Here is a 19784-nt window from a genome sequence, read left to right as displayed (position 1 = left end):
GATACTAATAGATCGAGGACTTAACTAAATCTTTACCTGATGTCATGCGAGGCTCTTATTTAGTTTTCAGGGTACAAACATTTCAAAGGATGTTTTGTTAAAACCGCTCACGTCCTGTGAACAACACAGAACGACCTACATCCTGTAGGTCTGGTGGCAATAGCGGAGAGGTCACACCTGTTCCCATGCCGAACACAGAAGTTAAGCTCTCCAGCGCCGATGGTAGTTGGGGCTTTGCCCCTGCAAGAGTAGGACGCCGCTAGACAATAAAATCCATGTTACGTTAAATCGTAACATGGATTTTTCTTTTCTCAACTAATCCTCAGGCAAAGAAAATGTCAATTGCTTCTTCTGCCATATAATTGCCGATATAAAAAGAACCGAAAATGGCATATTTGGCACTTACTTCATCAAATCTGGTATCATATATAAGTTTTTTAAATTGAAGTGGGTCATCGCAAAATAAGGATATACCCCATTCGTAATCATCCAATCCAATTGAGCCTGTAATGATTCTTTTAATGTTCTTAGTGTATGGTTTGCTTGTGGCAATATGATCAAACATCATGCGGCCCCGTTCTTCTTTTTCCAATGTAAACCAATTATTCTTTTCCCCACGTAGCTTGCTCATAGGATAAAAGCAGATATAATCTGACTTTGGAATATTGGGATGGAGTTTCGCCATCATTTCAGGATCCTTGTAAGGGTCTGTTTCTCGCTTAGAATAGGAGCTTTTTTCAATAATGGATACATATGAATAAGCCGGGCTGAGATATTTAGCGATTTCGGTCTTATTTAATTTCAGCTCTAGCTGATTAAGTTCCTTTATAGTAGGGCGCAGAATCATGAACATTATATCTGCTTTTTGTCCTACTATAGAATACACCGCATGGCTGCCAGCCTGGTTATCCTCTGTGGATTGCCAACTCTTCAACAAAGCATGAAATTCACTTAATGCTGCTGCTTTTTCCGTTTCAGAGGCATAAAGCCATTTCTCCCAGTCAACCTTTCGAAAGTCATGGAGCGCTACCACCCATCAAATGTTTCTACTGTTTCAACCATGATTTTCACTCCAATATCAGTTAGGTATAGTGTTTATGTGTTAAATTGTAAGTCAGTATATTGAAAGGAAATGTGATTAAAATCACATATAAAAAATGAGATGTGAAAACTTTGTGATAAGCAAAATAAAAAGCGCACCCAAATGGGCACGCTTTATTGTCTGCTATCTGTTTGAGCGTTGCTGGTTCCCTCCGCCACCCATTTGGGCCACAAATGGAACCATTTTTTGCATGGTCTGACCTAAATTTTGGTTATTTTTGGTCATCGTATAATAGGTGGCTGCTCCAACCCCTACTGAGGCGAGAACGGGAAGCCACATTTGATTTTTTTGCATGCAATCAACCCTTTCTAAGATGTCTTCAGACATTTATAGGTTGACCCAAACAGGTATATTTAATGTCAGGTATCATATACCAGCAACGTTACCTGTTTCGTAAGCTGCATTCATTCCGGCTAATCTGCCGGTGACCAAAGCCGATGTAATATTATAGCCACCAGTATACCCATGGATATCCAAAATTTCACCGCAAAAGTACAACCCATGCATAATTTTGGATTGCATTGTGTTTGGAACAATTTCTTTGATGGAAACACCCCCACCTGTTACAAAAGCTTTGTCTAGAGGTAAGGAGCCGTTTACATCAAATGTAAAGTGTTTAAATTGATGAATTACTGTTCTGACCGCTTCTTTTGAAGTGCCTGCTGCCTTTTGGTCTTCATTTATATTATTGGCCTGGAGCACATAAGCTAGAAAGCGTTCAGGAACCAAGCCCTTTAGAATATTTTTAATAGCCTTCTTAGGATTTTCCTCCATTTCCTTAAGGACTTTATTAACCAATTGATCCTCATTCTCTTCGGGTAGAGCATCTATTGTCATGGCCACATCCTTACGGCCTTTCATAAGTTCCTTGACAACAAACTGCGAACATCGTAATACTGCCGGTCCTGATACTCCAAAGTGCGTAAAAAGCATGTCCATCTTGTGGGTAATCATCGGTTTATTTTTCTTATTAAGGACACTTAAAGCGACATCCCTTAGTGCAAGTCCCTGAAGGCTTTTGTCCCTTATGAATTGCTCTTTTGACGTAAGTGCCACTTCGGTCGGATAAAGCTCTGTGACTGTATGCCCAGCTTTTTTGGCCCACGCATAGCCGTCACCTGTCGATCCGGTATACGGTACGGCTTTACCACCGACTGCTATAACAAGGGCGCCAGTGTCCGATTTAGTGCCGTTCTCGAGAATGACGGTATGAGCACCCTCTCCGTAATGCACAGCTTTTACAGGGGTATTCATCCGCACCTCAACCTGCAGTTCTTCAAGCTTGTTGATTAAGGCATTAACGACTGTTTTGGCTGAATTGGAGGCAGGGAACATACGGCCATGATCTTCTTCTTTTAGTTTCACCCCCATATTTTCAAAAAAATCGATGATATCATAGTTATTAAATACAGAAAAAGCACTATATAAAAACTTTCCGTTACCTGGTATGTGCCGGATAACTTCTTCTTCAGGAAGACGGTTTGTCACATTACAACGTCCGCCTCCGGATATTGCCAGTTTTTTACCGAGCTTTTTTCCTTTTTCGATCAGTAAAGTTTTTGCTCCGTTTTCAGCTGCTGCAATCGAGGCCATTAATCCTGATGGACCTCCACCGATTATTATCACATCATACGCCATATCAAACATTCCTTCCATGTATAAGCAAAGCTATAATTAATTTTTCATTTTCCCGTGACCTAATTGTAACGTTTATCAACGTTTTCTATGATAGAATAACGGTAAATGTAATTAAAAACAAATGCAGGTGAAATAATGTCGAATATTGTTAAAGGTACCATGCTTCTTACAGGTGCCACGTTTTTATCTAAATTCCTCGGGATGATTTATGTCATTCCGTTTAATTGGCTTGTGGGGTCAACAGGGGGAACGTTGTTCGCTCTTGCTTATCAGCCATATAACATACTAATCAGCATATCTACAGTCGGTGTTCCGCTAGCCGTATCGAAATTTGTTTCTAAATATAATGCCCTGGGTGATTATAATACCGGGATGCGGATGTTCAAAGCAGGAATCATAATGATGGCAGTTACGGGATTTTTGGCGTTTCTTGTACTCTTTTTTAGTGCTGATCTTTTAGCCCAATTCATAATCACCAAAGAAGATGCAGAAGGAATCAGCCAGTCCGATGTTTCCTTGGTAATTAAGATGGTGAGTTTTGCCCTTCTGGTAATTCCAGCGATGAGTATTGTCCGGGGGTTCTTTCAAGGCTATGAATCGATGGGACCAACGGCGGTTTCTCAGGTAGTTGAACAGATAGTCAGAATAGGTTTTATTTTAATTACCAGCTTTTTCATAGTAATAATGTTTAACGGCGAAATTGTAACAGCCGTTGGATTTGCTACATTCGCGGCTTTCGTGGGTGCAATCGCTTCCTGTGTGGTTCTTTGGATATATTGGAGAAAGCGAAAGACATATATTAATCGACAGGTTGAGCAACAACGTTACACATATGACATTCCGACAAAAGACTTATTTAAAGAGCTTTTCCAGTATGCCGGTCCATTTGTATTGGTTGGTGTGGCTACTCCGCTATATCAAATGGTCGACTCTTTCACAATGGAGCGAGCAATGGTCGCAATTGGAGAAAAGGAGATTTTTGACATTGCTTATTCAGCAATCAATTTTTACGGGCATAAGCTGATCATTATACCGGTGACGATTGCAACAGGGATGTCTTTGGCGATTATCCCGGCACTGACCAAATCGTTTTCACAAAAGAACACTTCACTGGTTAACCATCAGATAAATCAAGCGCTACAAATTGTACTGGTATTGGTTGTACCAGCTGCTGCCGGATTGGCAATGCTGTCTGAAGTTGTATATGGCTCGCTTTACGGTATGAGTCAATTGAACCTGACTGGTTCATTGCTTGGCTGGTATGCTCCTGTATCTTTATTGTTTGCTTTATTTACAGTTACTGCTGCGATTCTGCAGGGAATCAATCAGCAGCAATTTGCTGTCGTTAGTTTAACTGGTGGATTGTTAATGAAAATATTGTTTAATATTCAGCTGATCCATATGTTTGAAGCTAAAGGGGCCATCTTCGGAACTGCTCTTGCGGTAGGTACAGCCGTCGTCCTTAATTTATGGCGTATTAAAACATCCATTCAGTTTAATTTCAGACAGACGTACCGACGCTTTTTACTGATTGCTATTTTTACATTAATAATGTGTATCATTATATGGATTATAAAAGCAGTGGGAGGAACTTTTCTTGCATATGAAGCGAACCGTTCTGCGGCAGTTGTGATGCTGATTGCAGGGATTGCCATCGGTGGTGGCGTCTATCTATGGCTTGGTTATATTTCTACATTGCTCGAACGAGTACTGGGAAATCGTGTACGTGTTCTTGATAAGATTTTTCGCAGGTAAGGGGTTTTAATTGATGCGGCTTGATAAGTTACTTTCTAATATGGGGTATGGCAGTCGGAAAGATGTTAAAAGTATGATTAAGAAAAAGAAAGTTACGATGAATGGTTCAGTCCCAAGAAACTCTAACTTGCAGGTGGACCCATTCAAGGATGAAGTTAAGGTGGAAGGCGAACAGGTTCAATACCGCAAATATATTTATCTTATGATGCACAAGCCTCCCGGTTACCTGTCCGCAACCGAGGACGCACGGGATAAAACAGTAATTGACTTGGTGCCAGAATCCTATCAGCACTTTAAACCCCATCCGGTTGGCAGACTTGATAAAGATACGGAAGGTCTGTTGCTTATAACAAACGATGGGGAGCTGACCCACAAACTTCTTTCTCCAAAAAAAGATATAGAGAAGCTGTACTTTGCCAAAATAAAGGGGCGTGTTACCGAAGCAGACGTGAAGAAATTCCAAGAGGGAATAGTACTCGATGATGGCTACAAGACACAACCTGCTAAACTTACGATTATCCATTCAAGAGAACAATCAGAAGTGGAGGTAACGATTACAGAAGGCAAGTTTCATCAGGTAAAGCGTATGTTTGAAGCGGTTGATAAACAGGTTGTTTACCTCAAACGGCTGCGAATGGGAAAGCTTATCCTTGACGAAACGCTCAGACCTGGCTATATCAGAGAACTGACGGAAGCGGAATTAAATTATTGTCTTTACATTAAAAAAAACAACTGACGATAATGTCAGCTGCAATAGGATTTACTTATGATATTTTTACATGTTTGTCAGTTATTTTCCATTTGCCGCGTACCGGACTGCTGATTAGACCATTATGGGTCAGCACACTCAGATCCCGCTGTGTGGTACGGTCGGTGATCCCAAACTCTTCTGCTATTTCAGCAGTTGTAACTGTCCCATTTTCTCTGATGTACAGGTAGACAGCTTTCACTCTGTTCAGCATTCGGGATGTCATTTGATTCAAAAAACCACTCCTTAAATGAAAATCATTCACTTGTGGTGCCTAAGAATCTTTCCAGTTAATGATATTTTACACTTTTTCAGCTATAAATAGAAGGACCTTTTTAATAATTTACATTAATTTAAAAAACAACCGATATATATATAAGGTGGGACCTAAAATGACCAATACACCACATTACTTTATTGCTATACCATTACCTGATTTTTTAAAAGAACAATATTCCCAATGGCAGAAGCAACTAAAAGAACAGCTTTCCTACAAGCAGTGGCCGTATAAAGAAGATCTTCACATTACATTAAAGTTTCTTGGGCCTGTGGAAGAGGAGCAATTGTCCAAGCTGCAGAACGAACTTACGTCATTGGAAAGAAAAACGGCTTTTGAGCTATTTACAGGACAGCTTGGATATTTCGGTAACCCCAGAAAGCCTCGTGTCCTATGGGCGGGGGTAGAAAAGACGGGTAGTCTGGAAGATCTTCATCAGGAAGTGGAGAAACATGCTTCAGCAGCAGGGTTCCAATCTGAAAACCGTCCCTATTCACCACACATCACACTGGCAAAGAAATGGGCAGGAGATATCTCCAACCTTCAGGAACTAAAAAAGAATTTTATCGGTCAGCATAAAATGGCGGTTGATAAAGTAGTAATTTATCGAATCTACCCTGGTAATTCACCGAAATACAGGATAGAGGCTTCTTATAACCTGAAAGGGGGAACAGAATGAGTGGCACAACTTATTAAGCTGCAGGATTATATTTCACGCTATGAATGGAATATCTACCGTTATCCAAGCCAGTATATCCGAATGAAACAGGATCAGTGGAAGAAATTGCACCAGGTATGGCTGCATCAGGATAAGGAAGAAAGTGTGGAACATAGTGAGGACTCATCATCAGCTTTCGATAAATTTAAATCGTTTATAAAGAGAAATAATGATCATACGGAAGAGCTGGATAACGAAAACGAGCAACCTAGTCTACCGGAATCAGAGGACAGGCTAAGACATTATTTTTTGGACAAGTTATTTCCTTTACAGCTAAAATGGGCGTCTTCAACGGTTACAAATGTATCCTTTACGGACCGAAGTTATTATCAGGATGAAACACTTAAATTTTTCCTGCAGCGGTTTCCCGATACATACTTGCTGATGTATTATCCGATATTCAATATAAAAAAAGCACCAATAGATGGTGAAATCATTCTCATCAGCCCGGTTGGTATTGAAATTATATACTTGATTGAAGCTAATGCACATGCAAAAATTGTAGCGGATGAGGAACGGACATGGTTGATAAAAGATGAAGATAAAGAGACAAAAATACTCAGCCCGATGATTGCGCTTAAGCGAACCGATCAAATTATCAGGAGCATACTTCATACATTGAATGTGGATTTTCCGGTGAAAAAAGTGGTGCTGTCACGGAAAAATATAATTGAATTTCATACAGAACCGTATAACACCAAAATCATTGGCAAACACGCTTACGAAAAATGGTTTAATGAGAAGCGAAATTTGGTTTCACCACTAAAAAACACGCAGTTAAAGGCTGCAGAAGCGTTGTTGAAGAACTGCCAGACAACAGCTGTTAAACGGCCGGAATGGGAAGAGGACACAACTAACTTTTCTATGGATTATGAGGCTGACTGAATGTATATATTTATTATTAATCCAGCTGCAGGAAACGGAAAGGCAAAGAAAGCATTAACCAGAATCAAAAGAAGCAGCGAATTTAAACGCGTAGACAGCTACTGTTTTTTTACAGAATATCCTGGGCACGCTGAAGAAATTGCAGATCAAGTGTCAGCCCAATATAAGTGCCAGATCGAGGCAGTAATAATAATCGGGGGAGACGGCACCCTGTATGAAGTGATGAACGGCCTGCATAGTACAGATTATCCAGTTTCCTTTATCCCAGCTGGATCAGGCAACGACTTTGCCCGTGGCTGCAGAATTGAAGGACCACCCGAAGTTATCTTCGAACGGATTGTGTCAGGCGCCTATAAACAGGTGTATTGGCTAGGGAATTATCAAGCGGATAATATAGAAGGACGCATCTTTGTTAACAGTATTGGTATCGGCTTTGATGCCGAAGTGGCTGGGAAGGTCAATAGATCCTCCTATAAAAAGATGTTAAACAAGTTACGGATTGGAAAAATAACCTATATAATAGCACTCATTCAAACCTTGTTTACATTTAAACCGATGACACTTGAAGTAGTCATAGATGGGAAACATCGTTACCTTCAGAATTGCTGGATGATCACAATGGCCAATCATCCTTATTACGGGGGTGGTATGAAAATCATTCCACAAGCCGAAATACAACCTGAAAAGTTACCAGTATTAATTATCCATTCAATATCAAAATGGAAAGTGCTGAGTGTGTTTCTGATTGTATTTACGGGGCACCATACTAGATTTAAAGAGGTAGAAATAGTTGAGGCCAAAAAGGTGAAAGTGAAATCCGATTCTAAAATCACTTATCAGGTTGACGGGCAGACAAGTTTATGCGAAAAGTGTACGGTAACGAAGCAGGATATACCCTTCCAAGTATTGGGAGCATAAAAAATAGCTTGAAATTACTCTGAAAATCAGATAATCTAATCTCATGTCTTTTTTTAGCAGGTAAGAAAGTATAAATACTTTCTTACTGCATAAGTGCAACTAAGGCTTTCGCCATTAAAGCTTAGCGATAAGCCAAGTTTTCTAATAGCTATCAGGGCATTTTTTGGAAAATTTGATTTTTAATGCGGATAAAATACAGATGATTTGGGGAATGTACGGTGAATTGGCTTAAACAAGCGTTAGGAAGTGAATGGAATATCAGTCCTGCCGGTGGGTTAACTGGGGATGCATTCTTTGCGGAGAATGACAGTCGCCGCTTGTTCCTTAAAAGGAATTCCTCGCCGTTTCTTGCGGTATTGTCTGCTGAGGGAATCGTTCCGAAGCTTGTATGGACAAAACGGCTGGAGAACGGTGATGTGATCACGGCACAGGAGTGGTTGAACGGACGTGAACTGAAGCCTGAAGAAATGCGTCATCCCCGGGTAGCTACGTTAATCCGTAAAATTCATGAATCAACTGAATTGCTTCATATGCTCATGCGGCTTGGAAAGAAACCAGTAACGCCAGACGAGCGATTTGCCGAGTTGAGCAATCAATTACACGAAAATGGACTGATGGAGAAGCATCCGGAAGTCCTTGAGTCAATTAGCTATCTGGAAAAGCTTTTATCAGTAACCCGTAATCAGCGTAAAGTGGTTTGCCATTGTGATCTGAATCATAACAATATCTTGCTGACAAAAAAGGACCAGCTCTACCTTGTGGATTGGGACAATGCCATGATTGCTGATCCGGCGATGGATTTTGGTTTTGTATTAAAATGGTATATACCATATGAGGATTGGAATGAATGGCTGCAGAGTTATGGCATCCCCAAAGACAGACAACTGATCGAGCGAATGTACTGGTATCTGATTATGGATGCTTTATTCTATCTTAAGTGGCACAGTGACCGTAATGAAATGGATAAGGCCTTCAGCAGACTAGAAGATTTGAAGGAACTGAATTACCATGTCAGATCAGCTATTCTAAACTGGTCTGCTGAATAGCACTGACCCATGCGTCGATTTTTTCCCGGTTGGTAGTGATATGTTCCGCATCATTATGGGCATTTTCACCCTGACGCCCGTAATTATATATTTCCGGAAGTAATTGCAGAAGCTGTTCATCTGTAATACTTCCGCTTGCCATCATGGAGCGGACTAAACGCTTAATCTGCTGATATTCCGAAACTTCTCCACAGCAATCTTCACTTTGTTCACTTAATATATCCTCAAGCAATCTTAATTGATTATGGATGGTCAATGTCATTCATATTCACCTCAACGGATAGTATGAACCATCCAGCAAAGTTTTATGCCAAGAAACAGGAGGTACTTGAAATGCGTCAACGAAATAAACCATGGGCTGATGACTTCTTAAAAGAAAACAGCCATTTTGTAATACCTAATCCAAAAACCTATAAAAATAGATGGAATGAGTTATTCGGAAACTCGAATCCTATCCATCTTGAGATTGGAACCGGAAAGGGGCAGTTTTTAGCCGGAATGGCAGAAAAACACCCAGATGTCAATTTTATCGGCATTGAGCTTTCCAAAAGTGTAATTGTTACCGCAGCACAAAAACTGATGGATACAGGGCATGAAAATATCTTAATGATAAATGAAAATGCAGAAAATCTGATGGATATTTTTGCGGAAAATGAAGTATCTACTATTTATCTCAACTTTTCGGACCCTTGGCCGAAAAACCGCCATGCAAAGCGACGTTTGACCTACCATACATTTTTGGAGCGGTATAAGAATGTCCTTGACCCAAAGGGTGAGCTTATTTTTAAGACAGATAATCGGGGGCTTTTTGAATATTCGCTGGTTAGTTTCTCCGAGTTTGGTCTGAAGCTGGTTGAGGTAAATCTGGATCTTCATCAGCTGAATGATCCGGAAAATGTCATGACCGAGTATGAAGAAAAGTTCTCTGCAAAAGGCCAGGTTATTTACCGGTGCCGAGCACAATTTGAGTAGAGCCCTTCTTATTAAGACTTGTAACTGAGTTTGTATTTTTCGGATTTTGATTCCGTTATTTGTCTAGTGGGCATTTAGCGGAACCAGAATCCACTTCTGATTTATTGCAACCCTTTTTTCTAAGTTAACGGAATAAGGAGCCACTTCAACCGGTGTCTAGACTTTCATTCATTTAAACACGATTTAATCCTCGTTTTGCACTAAATCTCATAGAGAGATGCACGACTATTTGGTGGATTCATTCAAACAACTCCGCTACCGCTATTAATTGTTCCTTTGTAACTTTTTCTTTTGACTGTTTGCTCAGATAACCTAAGCTATAACTAATACCATCTTCTTGCCAATATAATAATTTCGTGCCAGCCTTATTTTCTCTATATTTACCTTGGATATTGCCAATTTCGACCTCTTCGTATTCAGCGCCTTGCGTAAGATTATCCCCTTTGAAAATTGACAGGCTTAAATGGTTTCCTTCACCAAAGAATTCCACAGTGGAGTGCGTGTCGTTTGATGGGTCTGAGGAAACTACAGTATCTTCGACTGTGAAAGGAATTTCAGTGGGGAATTCGGGTTTAAAGTTTTTCTTTTCAATCTTAGCTTTAATGCCTGCGTTATCAAACAATTCTAGATCAACGCTCTTTTCTCCACTGGTCACATCGTTACACCCAATCAACAGCAATCCAACTATTATTAATAAATATAATCCTTTCTTCACATCGTGCCCCCCTTTGCGATGTATTCAGTTACTATTTTACCATAAAATTTCCAATTAGCATAAATATTCTGAATGCAATTAAATTAAGAAAGAAAAGTGTTGTTGTGTAAAAAATAAAACGATTTTCATTTAACAACGAAAAAAAGATAGCGTTTGCACGATGTATTTTCATTAGCTACACTGTTAGTAGAGACAAAGAGGAGGAGAAACGATGGAGACACTTCAGATTGGCAGGGCAAAGCTGACATGGTTGAATGGGGGCGTTAATTTCCTTGATGGTGGGGCAATGTTTGGTGTAGTCCCTAAGGCACTATGGAGCAAAAAGTATCCTTATAACGATAAAAACCAGATTGAATTACGTACAGATCCAATTCTGCTTCAACTGGACGGGAAAAATTATTTGATAGACTCCGGAATAGGAAAAGGAAAGCTTACAGATAAGCAGCTCCGTAATTTTGGGGTACTTGAGGAGTCATCAATTGATAACTCTTTACAAGAATTAGGCCTAACTGTAAATGATATTGACGTTATGCTGATGACACATTTGCATTTTGATCATGCTTGCGGATTGACAAAGAAAGCAGGTGACTCGTATGAACCTGTGTTTCCGAACGCTAAAATCTACGTATCTGATATAGAGTGGAATGAAATGCAGAATCCTAATATCCGTTCCATTAATACATACTGGGAGATGAACTGGAAACCAGTTCAAAATCAGGTGGAGTCTTTCCAGGAGGAACTACAGGTTGCTGAAGGGCTGAGAATGATCCATACAGGCGGGCACAGCGACGGCCATTCCATTCTTGTTTTTGAGGACGGGGATGAGACATTTATCCATATGGCTGATATTATGCCAACACATGCTCACCAGAATAAACTGTGGGCGCTTGCTTACGATGATTATCCGGTGACATCCGTACACCAGAAAGAGAAATGGATGGACTACGGGTATGGCAAAAAAGCCTGGTACACGTTCTATCATGATGCTTATTACCGTGCAATCAGAGTTGATGAGTCAGGTAACCGGATTGACGAAGTGGAACGAGAGCGCTACGAATATAAATAATGGTATAGGAAAAGCCATCCACATTGTGATAGGATGGCTTTTGTGCTGTTATCTATGCAGGCTGGCTTTGCTAAGAAGTTATGCTGTTTGGACGGCACCGATTACTGCACCGGTATCAACATCCACATAGAATTCATATTGTTTATTCTCTCCGTCGATATTGCGGGTTACCCCGCCACGGTAAGCGTTATATAGTAATCCGTTCTTCTCAACTTCTTCTGGTTTCATATAAATCCATGAGCCACTAATAGGGCCTTGCTTCTTAAACGTTTCCTTCGCATGTTTCAATGCCTTTTCGGGTGTTATGGTCTGATAGTTGTCAATCTGCTGTTTAGCCAGATAGCCAACCGCTACTCCAATCCCTGTGGCGATTGCTACTTTTTTCCAATTCATATTATATTCACCTCTGGAAATAGTTTCGTGTAAAACGTTGACTGATTTAGTCTTAGTATAACTGAAATAATATAAATTAGAAACTAAAATACAAGTCACCGCACTTTAGTGGAAAGCAAAGAAGAGTTTCCGTTATACTTGGCAAGAAGGAAGATTTTAAAAATTCCCCTTCTTGCATAATTGGTGTGCTGACACTCTTAGTTAAGTTTAGGACTATAGAGTCTTTTCAAGGGTAATACATAAAAATTTAAAATGGAGGAATACACATGAACCAGGAGACATTGGAATTATTTAAAACGTTGACTGAACTTCAGGGTGCCCCGGGCAACGAGCATGCTGTGCGTAAGTTTATAAAAGGCGAACTGGAGAAATATTCGGATGAAATTATTCAGGATAATCTTGGCGGCGTCTTTGGTGTTAAAAAAGGGGACGGCCCTCGTGTAATGGTCGCTGGGCACATGGATGAGGTAGGATTTATGGTTACTCAAATTACTGATAATGGGATGATCCGTTTTCAGCCCCTCGGTGGCTGGTGGAGCCAGGTTCTGTTGGCACAGCGAGTACAAATTATGACTGATAACGGACCAGTAGTTGGTGTAATTGGCTCAATCCCTCCTCATAATCTTACACCCGAACAACGGAAAAAGCCGATGGAGATTAAAAATATGCTGATTGATATTGGTGCAGATGACAGAGAGGACGCCAAGAAAATTGGTGTAAAACCTGGTCAGCCCATCCTGCCTGTTTGTCCATTTACGCCAATGGCCAACGAGAAAAAAATTCTGGCCAAAGCATGGGACAATCGATATGGCTGCGGACTTTCCGTTGAACTGCTTAAAGAGTTACAGGGTGAAACAGTACCTAACCAATTATATTCCGGCGCAACCGTACAGGAAGAAGTTGGACTGCGTGGGGCACAGGTAGCGGCACACATGATTAAACCGGATATCTTCTATGCGTTGGATGCGTCTCCTGCCAACGATATGTCTGGAGATAAGAAAGAATTTGGGCAGCTTGGAAAAGGGGCATTATTAAGGATTTTTGATCGTTCCATGATTACCCATCCTGGAATGCGGGAATTTATTTTGGACACTGCGGAATCAAATAATATTCCTTATCAGTATTTCATTTCTCAAGGTGGAACAGATGCGGGGCGTGTGCATATTTCCGATGACGGTGTACCGTCTGCGGTAGTCGGTATCTGCTCCCGGTATATTCATACTTCCTCTTCGATTATTCATGTGGATGATTACCAGGCAGCGAAAGAACTGATTGTAAAACTGGTTAAATCAACAGATAATACTACAGTGGAGACAATTAAGAACGCCAACTAGCAAAGGTGAGGAAGCTGCTATCTGAGAATGGTGGCTTCTTTTACCTTTGATTGGAGGAAATGATATGAAAGTAAGAATCGGATCCCAAAACCCTGCTAAAATCCAGGCTGCACAGGAAGTGTTTTCCGGTTATGAAGTAGAAGGGATGGACGCTTCCTCCAATGTTAGTGCCCAGCCTACTTCCGACGCGGAAACGAAAAAGGGGGCTATTAACCGGGCTCGCAATACATACCAGGAGGGAGACCTGGGACTTGGCTTGGAAGGCGGTGTAATGACCATCGAGGGGCAACTGTATCTTTGTAATTGGGGCGCACTCATGACAGACGATCAGAAGATTCTCACCGCAAGTGGCGCGAGAATTTTACTGCCTGAAGAATTTTCCGCACCGCTGCAGGGCGGGCTGGAGCTTGGCGATATTATGGACAATTACACAGAACGGCAGGATGTACGGAGTAAGGAAGGAGCAATCGGGGTATTTACCAATGATCAAGTTTCCCGTAAAGAAATGTTTGCGCATGTAATAAAGTTATTATACGGGCAGTGGGAATACAGCAAAAAGAAATGAAGCAGCGGCTCCATACCGCTGCTTTTGTTTATTCATAAATATAACTTAAAACCTCGAGTGCCTGGTCAACTGTTTCAACCGTGACATTAGCTTTATTGGAAAGTTCTTTCAACGGATGAATAAGTGATTCAGGTCGCACAATTATTGTTGGTTTGTTCATCGCCATGGCTGCACTTGCATCCATTGCTGTATTCCATTGTTTGTATTTTTCCCCGAATAATGCAATAACAGCATCTGATTTCTGCAGTAGGACTTGTGTGCGGAAGTTATTTATATCGGAAGCTGCGTCATCTTTATAAACTTTACCAGGTTGTTCTCCAAGAATACTTTCCCCAACATTATCGGATCGGTCATGGTTCGTTTGCGGTCCAACAAATGATATTGGCAAGTTTCGTTCTTTTGCTTTCTTTTTGACATCTTCACGCCAATCATCATGTATCTGACCCGCAAGATAAACTGTTAAATCCATTTCTACCCCTCCATGATTGTTTTTAGTATATCTCTATCTTACCGACTTTTTTAGCCGTGGTAAACGAAAATACATAACTGGAAATTTCTGACCTTGTCATTTTTAAAAATAATAGTATTATAGAAAGGGGTAAAAAGTACTGATTTCAGGGGGAACTGAAATTGAAAAAGTCATTACAGCGAATTGCTGCTGCGATTCTTTTTCTGCTGGTTATCAGCGGATGCAGCATGCAATCGGAAGAAGAGGCAATTAAAAGCGCAAAAGAGGCTGCAGATAAAGTTTTCAGCTCGAAGCAGGAGATTAAAACGAATTATACACTTGATTCGTTTTCGATGTATTTGCCAAATGGATTAGAAGTGAAAGAGGCAGACGCCAGTAATGCGATTCTAGAGGATGGAGATCAAACCTTTATCGTTTTCTTTAACAGTCTTGAAAACACGCTCAGCAAAATCAGCTATAAAGCTGCTGCCGCTAAAAAGGACGAGGCTCTGTTACTGGATACATTTAAAGATAAAGAAAAGTTTGGTTATATCCGGATTTTACCCCATAATGAAGATAACAAATATGAATTGCAAATAGGTGTTGGTGGTGTGAAAATCACAACATATACGTCGAAAGGCGAGCTGGATAATGATTCGGAAGACATTATGAAGATAGCCCATTCAATTGCGTTTCAGCATACAAATACAGTACAGAAATAAAGTCAGCCAAGCTATTATTGGCTGGCTTTTTCTGTTTACTCTGCAAGCAAGAGCCGATAATTGATACTGTAAGCGAACAAAGTTATGATAACAGTGGAGGGATTTTAATGAAAACAGTTGAAACCGTTAAACAATTTAACGAACTTATAAATAATGGAAAAACCATTGCTTTATTTACTGCAGACTGGTGTCCTGATTGTCGGGTAATAGAGCCTGAATTACCGGGTATTGAAGCAGAGTATCCGCAGTTTACCTTTCTATCTGTGGATCGTGACCAGTTTATTGAGGTTTGCCAACAATACGATGTGTTTGGTATCCCGAGCTTTTTGGCATTCGATAATGGAGAGGAAACAGGAAGGTTTGTAAGCAAGGATCGAAAAACCAAGCAGGAAATCACCGAATTTATTGATGCATTGCCAAAGTAAGGAGGGGATCATTACCCATGAAAATGACAAGTATTAAAATGAAAAAAATACTGGATGAGCGTCTTGCTGGGCCGGAATACAAGACTTCCTACAAACGGGATGAAGATTCATACCGGATTGAGTGGAAGGAAACCGGACAGGGAATTACAATAAAACTTCCGAACGTTGTTGCCAAGTATAATCAGCGGGGAGACGCGGCAGTTGACGAGTTGGAAGACCATATACTGGAAGCCTTGCGCATTATGAACGAAGAACATAACCTTTCAGGAATGGAAAAACATATTTATCCAGTAATCAGAGCTACCTCATTCGCTATGGAAACCAATGCTGGCGAGAAGCTGGTTCACAAAGAGCATACTGCCGAAACACGTGTTTATTATGCGCTTGACCTTGGGAAATCTTACCGTCTGATTGATGAATCTTTACTTGTAAAAGAAGGTTGGACTGAAGAACGGATCGATCAAATAGCCTCTTTTAATGTACGTTCTTTGGAAAATGATTATAAAAAAGATACAGTTGCAGAAAATGAATTTTATTTTGTAGCGAAGCAGGATGGTTATGATGCAAGCAGAATTCTGAATGAAGCATTTCTCGAAGAAATGGCCGCCAACGCGAAAGGTGAGCTTGCTGTTGCTGTACCTCATCAGGATGTGCTTATTTTAGCTGACATTCAAAATAAAACAGGGTATGATATATTGGCGCAAATGACAATGAAATTTTTTGCGGAAGGCAGAATTCCAATCACCTCACTGCCATTTATTTATGAGGACAAAAAGCTGGACCCGGTATTTATACTTGCAAAAAATCGGCCTGAAAAGAATGAGAAAGGATGAGTTTTGATGGATGTTTTCTATAATCCAAATGGAATTGGCAACGTACTGATCGTCCCGTTAGGTAATGGAAACCGATATGAAGTGGACCATGAAAACGTTGGGGACGTTACAAAAATCACTGACAATGAAGGAAAAGTGCTAGGATATAATATATTTAATGCATCACAGTATCTGGACCTGGATAGCAGTGGTAAAGTGGAAGTTACTGAATCATTACTAAATCAGATGAAAAATTTATTTGAAAAAAATGGACTAAACGATTCGTTGGATTTTGATTTAAGTCCTAAGTTTGTTGTAGGTTATGTTAAAGAAAAAGCACCACACGAAAATGCGGACAAGCTTAGCGTCTGCCAGGTGGACACGGGGGGTGAAAAGCTTCAGATTGTCTGTGGGGCTCCGAATGTGGACTCCGGGCAAAAGGTTGTGGTGGCAAAGGTTGGAGCCACAATGCCAAGTGGATTAAGAATCAAACCGACAGAATTGCGTGGGGTAGCATCGAATGGTATGATATGCTCCCAGAAAGAATTGGGCTTACCTGACGCGCCGAAAGAAAAAGGCATCTACGTGCTGGATGATTCTTATTCAGTTGGTGAGCCATTTAAATTCTGATTTAAGAGCAACCTGAGTCAATTGACAAGGGTTGTTTTTTAGTCTTCAATTTTTCTGTGAAACTGTTAAAATAGTAATAGTGTAAACTTTTGCCATCAGCAAAAGAAGCAAGCCCTCCTGAACATTAATAAATGCTGCAGTATTATTCTCAGCAACAAGTCAAGTTTACTAATAGAAAAGAGTGAAATAAATGTGGGATCGTTTTAAAGAGAAAATCAGCAACTTTCTTTTTGTGGAAGTAGAGGAAGAAGAAGAAGAAGAACAGTCATCAAAGGAACGCGATTTCAATAGTAAAAATGTTTATAGAACCAAGCAAGGTGGTCGTACAGGAAAGCAGAATGTGCAGACTAAGATGATGTATCAGTATCCTGAAAAAGGACATTTCCGTTTTCCGGTGATCCCCGACGAGCCCGAAAAGGAAAAATACCCGGCGAGACCGGCGTATGAGCGGAAAAGGTTGAGAGAAAAACGTGAGAGCAAAACATCACAACCCGTTCAACGGTCTGAACGTAAGAGCAATACAGAGAAAGACATGTCGGTACCAAAAAAGAACAGACCAGTGCCAAAGAGAGATTCAAACGTGCCATTTAAGGCATCTGACGTTCCATCGCCAATTTATGGTTTTCATCGAAAAAAGGAAAATAAGGTTGAGGAAATTCCTGCATATCAGCGAAAGAAGATGGAGGAACCTGAAAAAACAGAGTCTCAGCCATCGCTAGTCGATACATATATGCAGGAAACAGCGGCAACTGTGGAAGCTGACGAGAAGCATGGCAGAAGAAGTGACCAACAGAAGGAAGCTTCAAAAGTAGACAGCCAGATTGTAAGCGATATTCCGGCAACAGAAAACCCTGAAGAAAGAGCAGTGGAACAACATGAAGAAACACAACAGCAAAAAGATCTGCAGCATTATAATACCAAAAAAAGCCCAACAGAGCGAAGGACAGAAAGGATTAGAAGCAAGCCTAAAGGTAAGAACAACCATAAGAAAAAACCACAGGACGGTCCTAAGACTCCTCCATTCAATGTGATGATGTCAGCAAACGATAAAATGATGCAGAAAATGCAGATGCAACGCCGGAAGCCAGAAAATCGGAAACCAGAAAATCCTCCTGTATCAGAGAATACGTCAGATAAGCAGAGTTTCTCAGTTCCTTATCATCTGTTGAACGATCCGGTGCCTAAAAGTGAACAGGATCAGTTATGGATGCGTAATCAGCAGGAGCTTTTAGAGAAAACGCTCCAGCATTTTAATGTTAGGGCAAAGGTTGTCAATATGACGCAGGGGCCTTCTGTCACCAGGTTTGAGGTGCAGCCGGAACTCGGTGTTAAAGTAAGTAAGGTAAAAAACCTAAGCGATGATTTAAAGTTAAATATGGCTGCAAGAGATATTCGCATAGAAGCTCCAATACCAGGAAAAAATACTATTGGTATTGAAATTCCAAACCCGAAGGCACAAATGGTAGGATTACAGGAAATTTTTGAAACGGATGGTTTCCAAAAGAACCATTCACCACTGACAATCGGTCTAGGATTAAGTATCGAGGGAAGCCCGCTAATCACAAATATACAAAAAATGCCCCATGGGTTAATTGCCGGTGCTACAGGGTCCGGTAAAAGTGTTTGCATCAACACAATACTAATAAGTCTTATTTATAAGGCCAGTCATGAAGATGTAAAGTTTCTGCTGATTGACCCGAAAATGGTAGAACTTGCCCCTTATAATGGTATACCGCATCTTTTATCGCCTGTAATTACCGATGTCAAAGCAGCAACCATGGCACTCAAGTGGGCTGTGAGCGAAATGGAAGACAGGTATGAGAGGTTTGTTAAAGAGGGCGTACGGGATGTCGAACGGTATAACCAAAAGATGGCCAAACAAAACCGTTCACAAGAAAAGATGCCATTTATTGTAATTGTGATTGATGAGCTAGCCGATCTGATGATGATGTCACCGCAAGATGTCGAGGATGCTATTTGCCGGATTGCGCAAAAAGCCCGTGCGTGTGGAATCCATCTATTACTAGCTACGCAACGTCCATCAGTAGATGTTATAACAGGTCTGATTAAAGCAAACATCCCTACAAGAATTGCGTTCAGTGTATCGTCCCAGGTGGATTCCAGAACTATACTGGATACAAGCGGCGCAGAGAAACTTCTCGGCAAAGGAGATATGCTGTTTATTGAGAACGGTGCCGGGAAAAGTATCCGCCTGCAGGGGGCTTTTGTTTCAGACGAGGAAATTGAGCGGGTTACTGAGCATGCTCGTTCCATAGCTGAACCTGAATATGCGTTTGAACAGGAACAACTTCTTGAACAGATTGTCACAGATGATTCAGAAGATGAACTGCTGGAAGAAGCCATTGCATTTGTTATCAGACAAAATAGTGCCAGCACCTCACTATTGCAAAGACAATTCAAAGTTGGATATAATCGCGCGGCCAGACTGATGGATTCCATGGAAACCCGAGGAATTATAGCCGGCCAAAATGGAAGCAAGCCCCGTGAGGTTCTGGTTTCAGAAACTCAGCTGGAGAGCTGAAGACATTGCTTCCTGCAGTATAAAGCAAACAATTAAGAATTTTTGTATCTGTTTATATTTGGCTATCGCCTTA

General features: G+C 40.8%; 23 protein-coding genes and 1 rRNA gene. 16 read left to right on the top strand and 8 right to left on the bottom strand.

The window, feature by feature from the left end; translation table 11 throughout:
* Positions 1-149: 149 nt before the first annotated feature.
* Positions 150-265, top strand: a 5S ribosomal RNA gene (gene rrf / locus ACFO3D_RS00840).
* 57 nt (positions 266-322) lie between these two features.
* Here the strand turns inward: rrf and hemQ are convergent.
* From hemQ to ACFO3D_RS00825, 3 genes are all read right to left on the bottom strand, one after another.
* On the bottom strand, positions 323-1033 hold the full coding sequence (gene hemQ / locus ACFO3D_RS00835) for a hydrogen peroxide-dependent heme synthase (RefSeq protein WP_390292677.1): 711 nt from the start codon (positions 1031-1033) through the stop codon (positions 323-325).
* A 192-nt stretch (positions 1034-1225) separates the two neighbouring features.
* Entirely contained in the window at positions 1226-1396 is a 171-nt protein-coding gene (locus ACFO3D_RS00830) for a hypothetical protein (protein WP_390292676.1), read from the bottom strand.
* Positions 1397-1468: 72 nt separating this feature from the next.
* Positions 1469-2740, bottom strand: a complete 1272-nt coding sequence (locus ACFO3D_RS00825; RefSeq protein WP_390292675.1) for a BaiN/RdsA family NAD(P)/FAD-dependent oxidoreductase — start codon at positions 2738-2740, stop codon at positions 1469-1471.
* A gap of 135 nt (positions 2741-2875) precedes the next feature.
* Between ACFO3D_RS00825 and ACFO3D_RS00820 the strand changes: the two genes are divergently transcribed.
* Entirely contained in the window at positions 2876-4495 is a 1620-nt protein-coding gene (locus tag ACFO3D_RS00820) for a putative polysaccharide biosynthesis protein (RefSeq protein WP_390292674.1), read from the top strand.
* A 13-nt stretch (positions 4496-4508) separates the two neighbouring features.
* Entirely contained in the window at positions 4509-5231 is a 723-nt protein-coding gene (locus ACFO3D_RS00815) for a pseudouridine synthase (RefSeq protein ID WP_390292673.1), read from the top strand.
* Between the two features lie 28 nt (positions 5232-5259).
* On the opposite strand, the gene ACFO3D_RS00810 is transcribed toward ACFO3D_RS00815, so the two are convergent.
* Positions 5260-5478, bottom strand: coding sequence for a DeoR family transcriptional regulator (locus tag ACFO3D_RS00810; RefSeq protein ID WP_390292672.1), 219 nt, complete (start codon positions 5476-5478; stop codon positions 5260-5262).
* Positions 5479-5635: 157 nt separating this feature from the next.
* Here ACFO3D_RS00810 and thpR point away from each other — a divergent pair, with 157 nt between their 5' ends.
* From thpR to ACFO3D_RS00790, 4 genes are all read left to right on the top strand, one after another.
* On the top strand, positions 5636-6199 hold the full coding sequence (gene thpR / locus ACFO3D_RS00805) for an RNA 2',3'-cyclic phosphodiesterase (protein ID WP_390292671.1): 564 nt from the start codon (positions 5636-5638) through the stop codon (positions 6197-6199).
* A complete protein-coding gene (locus ACFO3D_RS00800; protein WP_390292670.1) occupies positions 6200-7123 on the top strand; it encodes an NERD domain-containing protein in 924 nt (307 codons plus the stop codon).
* Positions 7124-8041: a diacylglycerol/lipid kinase family protein gene (locus ACFO3D_RS00795; RefSeq protein ID WP_390292669.1), complete on the top strand. Its 918-nt coding sequence runs from the start codon at positions 7124-7126 to the stop codon at positions 8039-8041.
* Positions 8042-8259: 218 nt separating this feature from the next.
* A complete protein-coding gene (locus tag ACFO3D_RS00790) occupies positions 8260-9087 on the top strand; it encodes a phosphotransferase (protein ID WP_390292668.1) in 828 nt (275 codons plus the stop codon).
* On the opposite strand, the gene ACFO3D_RS00785 is transcribed toward ACFO3D_RS00790, so the two are convergent.
* The gene (locus ACFO3D_RS00785; protein WP_390292667.1) at positions 9062-9349 is read right to left on the bottom strand and encodes a YtzH-like family protein; all 288 of its coding nucleotides are present in this window, start codon (positions 9347-9349) and stop codon (positions 9062-9064) included. The two genes, ACFO3D_RS00790 and ACFO3D_RS00785, sit on opposite strands and share 26 nt — an antisense overlap.
* Positions 9350-9420: 71 nt before the next feature.
* On the opposite strand from ACFO3D_RS00785, the gene trmB reads away from it, so the two are divergent.
* Positions 9421-10059, top strand: coding sequence for a tRNA (guanosine(46)-N7)-methyltransferase TrmB (gene trmB / locus ACFO3D_RS00780; RefSeq protein ID WP_390292666.1), 639 nt, complete (start codon positions 9421-9423; stop codon positions 10057-10059).
* Positions 10060-10297: 238 nt separating this feature from the next.
* Here trmB and ACFO3D_RS00775 read toward each other — a convergent pair whose 3' ends face one another.
* A complete protein-coding gene (locus ACFO3D_RS00775; RefSeq protein WP_390292665.1) occupies positions 10298-10774 on the bottom strand; it encodes a DUF4367 domain-containing protein in 477 nt (158 codons plus the stop codon).
* Between the two features lie 211 nt (positions 10775-10985).
* Here ACFO3D_RS00775 and ACFO3D_RS00770 point away from each other — a divergent pair, with 211 nt between their 5' ends.
* On the top strand, positions 10986-11840 hold the full coding sequence (locus ACFO3D_RS00770) for a YtnP family quorum-quenching lactonase (protein ID WP_390292664.1): 855 nt from the start codon (positions 10986-10988) through the stop codon (positions 11838-11840).
* A 78-nt stretch (positions 11841-11918) separates the two neighbouring features.
* Here ACFO3D_RS00770 and ACFO3D_RS00765 read toward each other — a convergent pair whose 3' ends face one another.
* The gene (locus ACFO3D_RS00765) at positions 11919-12233 is read right to left on the bottom strand and encodes a PepSY domain-containing protein (protein ID WP_390292663.1); all 315 of its coding nucleotides are present in this window, start codon (positions 12231-12233) and stop codon (positions 11919-11921) included.
* A gap of 266 nt (positions 12234-12499) precedes the next feature.
* Between ACFO3D_RS00765 and ACFO3D_RS00760 the strand changes: the two genes are divergently transcribed.
* Both ACFO3D_RS00760 and ACFO3D_RS00755 read left to right on the top strand, forming a co-directional pair.
* On the top strand, positions 12500-13567 hold the full coding sequence (locus ACFO3D_RS00760; RefSeq protein ID WP_390292662.1) for a M42 family metallopeptidase: 1068 nt from the start codon (positions 12500-12502) through the stop codon (positions 13565-13567).
* Between the two features lie 64 nt (positions 13568-13631).
* Positions 13632-14132 carry a DUF84 family protein gene (locus tag ACFO3D_RS00755; RefSeq protein WP_390292661.1) on the top strand — a complete coding sequence of 167 codons (501 nt, stop codon included), beginning with the start codon at positions 13632-13634 and terminating at the stop codon, positions 14130-14132.
* Between the two features lie 28 nt (positions 14133-14160).
* On the opposite strand, the gene ACFO3D_RS00750 is transcribed toward ACFO3D_RS00755, so the two are convergent.
* On the bottom strand, positions 14161-14601 hold the full coding sequence (locus ACFO3D_RS00750) for a YtoQ family protein (protein ID WP_390292660.1): 441 nt from the start codon (positions 14599-14601) through the stop codon (positions 14161-14163).
* A gap of 161 nt (positions 14602-14762) precedes the next feature.
* Between ACFO3D_RS00750 and ACFO3D_RS00745 the strand changes: the two genes are divergently transcribed.
* From ACFO3D_RS00745 to ACFO3D_RS00725, 5 genes are all read left to right on the top strand, one after another.
* Positions 14763-15302, top strand: coding sequence for a hypothetical protein (locus ACFO3D_RS00745; protein WP_390292659.1), 540 nt, complete (start codon positions 14763-14765; stop codon positions 15300-15302).
* A gap of 107 nt (positions 15303-15409) precedes the next feature.
* Positions 15410-15727, top strand: a complete 318-nt coding sequence (locus ACFO3D_RS00740) for a thioredoxin family protein (RefSeq protein WP_390292658.1) — start codon at positions 15410-15412, stop codon at positions 15725-15727.
* Between the two features lie 17 nt (positions 15728-15744).
* The gene (locus ACFO3D_RS00735; protein ID WP_390292657.1) at positions 15745-16560 is read left to right on the top strand and encodes a DUF1444 domain-containing protein; all 816 of its coding nucleotides are present in this window, start codon (positions 15745-15747) and stop codon (positions 16558-16560) included.
* A 6-nt stretch (positions 16561-16566) separates the two neighbouring features.
* Positions 16567-17169, top strand: a complete 603-nt coding sequence (gene ytpR / locus ACFO3D_RS00730) for a YtpR family tRNA-binding protein (protein WP_390292656.1) — start codon at positions 16567-16569, stop codon at positions 17167-17169.
* A 190-nt stretch (positions 17170-17359) separates the two neighbouring features.
* Entirely contained in the window at positions 17360-19711 is a 2352-nt protein-coding gene (locus ACFO3D_RS00725; RefSeq protein WP_390292655.1) for a DNA translocase FtsK, read from the top strand.
* The last annotated feature ends 73 nt before the right edge of the window (positions 19712-19784 follow it).

Source organism: Virgibacillus kekensis, assembly GCF_042654125.1.
Taxonomy (GTDB): domain Bacteria; phylum Bacillota; class Bacilli; order Bacillales; family Amphibacillaceae; genus Lentibacillus; species Lentibacillus kekensis.
The sequence above is the reverse complement of the archived record's forward strand: the minus strand, read 5'-3'. Positions and strand labels throughout refer to the sequence as shown.

Coding starts and splice junctions, on each gene's coding strand:
- ACFO3D_RS00830 (WP_390292676.1), bottom strand. CDS start 1,396: ATGCAAAAAAATCAAATGTGGCTTCCCGTTCTCGCCTCAGTAGGGGTT.
- ACFO3D_RS00825 (WP_390292675.1), bottom strand. CDS start 2,740: ATGGCGTATGATGTGATAATAATCGGTGGAGGTCCATCAGGATTAATG.
- ACFO3D_RS00820 (WP_390292674.1), top strand. CDS start 2,876: ATGTCGAATATTGTTAAAGGTACCATGCTTCTTACAGGTGCCACGTTT.
- ACFO3D_RS00815 (WP_390292673.1), top strand. CDS start 4,509: ATGCGGCTTGATAAGTTACTTTCTAATATGGGGTATGGCAGTCGGAAA.
- thpR (WP_390292671.1), top strand. CDS start 5,636: ATGACCAATACACCACATTACTTTATTGCTATACCATTACCTGATTTT.
- ACFO3D_RS00795 (WP_390292669.1), top strand. CDS start 7,124: ATGTATATATTTATTATTAATCCAGCTGCAGGAAACGGAAAGGCAAAG.
- ACFO3D_RS00785 (WP_390292667.1), bottom strand. CDS start 9,349: ATGACATTGACCATCCATAATCAATTAAGATTGCTTGAGGATATATTA.
- trmB (WP_390292666.1), top strand. CDS start 9,421: ATGCGTCAACGAAATAAACCATGGGCTGATGACTTCTTAAAAGAAAAC.
- ACFO3D_RS00770 (WP_390292664.1), top strand. CDS start 10,986: ATGGAGACACTTCAGATTGGCAGGGCAAAGCTGACATGGTTGAATGGG.
- ACFO3D_RS00765 (WP_390292663.1), bottom strand. CDS start 12,233: ATGAATTGGAAAAAAGTAGCAATCGCCACAGGGATTGGAGTAGCGGTT.
- ACFO3D_RS00760 (WP_390292662.1), top strand. CDS start 12,500: ATGAACCAGGAGACATTGGAATTATTTAAAACGTTGACTGAACTTCAG.
- ACFO3D_RS00755 (WP_390292661.1), top strand. CDS start 13,632: ATGAAAGTAAGAATCGGATCCCAAAACCCTGCTAAAATCCAGGCTGCA.
- ACFO3D_RS00750 (WP_390292660.1), bottom strand. CDS start 14,601: ATGGATTTAACAGTTTATCTTGCGGGTCAGATACATGATGATTGGCGT.
- ACFO3D_RS00740 (WP_390292658.1), top strand. CDS start 15,410: ATGAAAACAGTTGAAACCGTTAAACAATTTAACGAACTTATAAATAAT.
- ACFO3D_RS00735 (WP_390292657.1), top strand. CDS start 15,745: ATGAAAATGACAAGTATTAAAATGAAAAAAATACTGGATGAGCGTCTT.
- ytpR (WP_390292656.1), top strand. CDS start 16,567: ATGGATGTTTTCTATAATCCAAATGGAATTGGCAACGTACTGATCGTC.
- ACFO3D_RS00725 (WP_390292655.1), top strand. CDS start 17,360: ATGTGGGATCGTTTTAAAGAGAAAATCAGCAACTTTCTTTTTGTGGAA.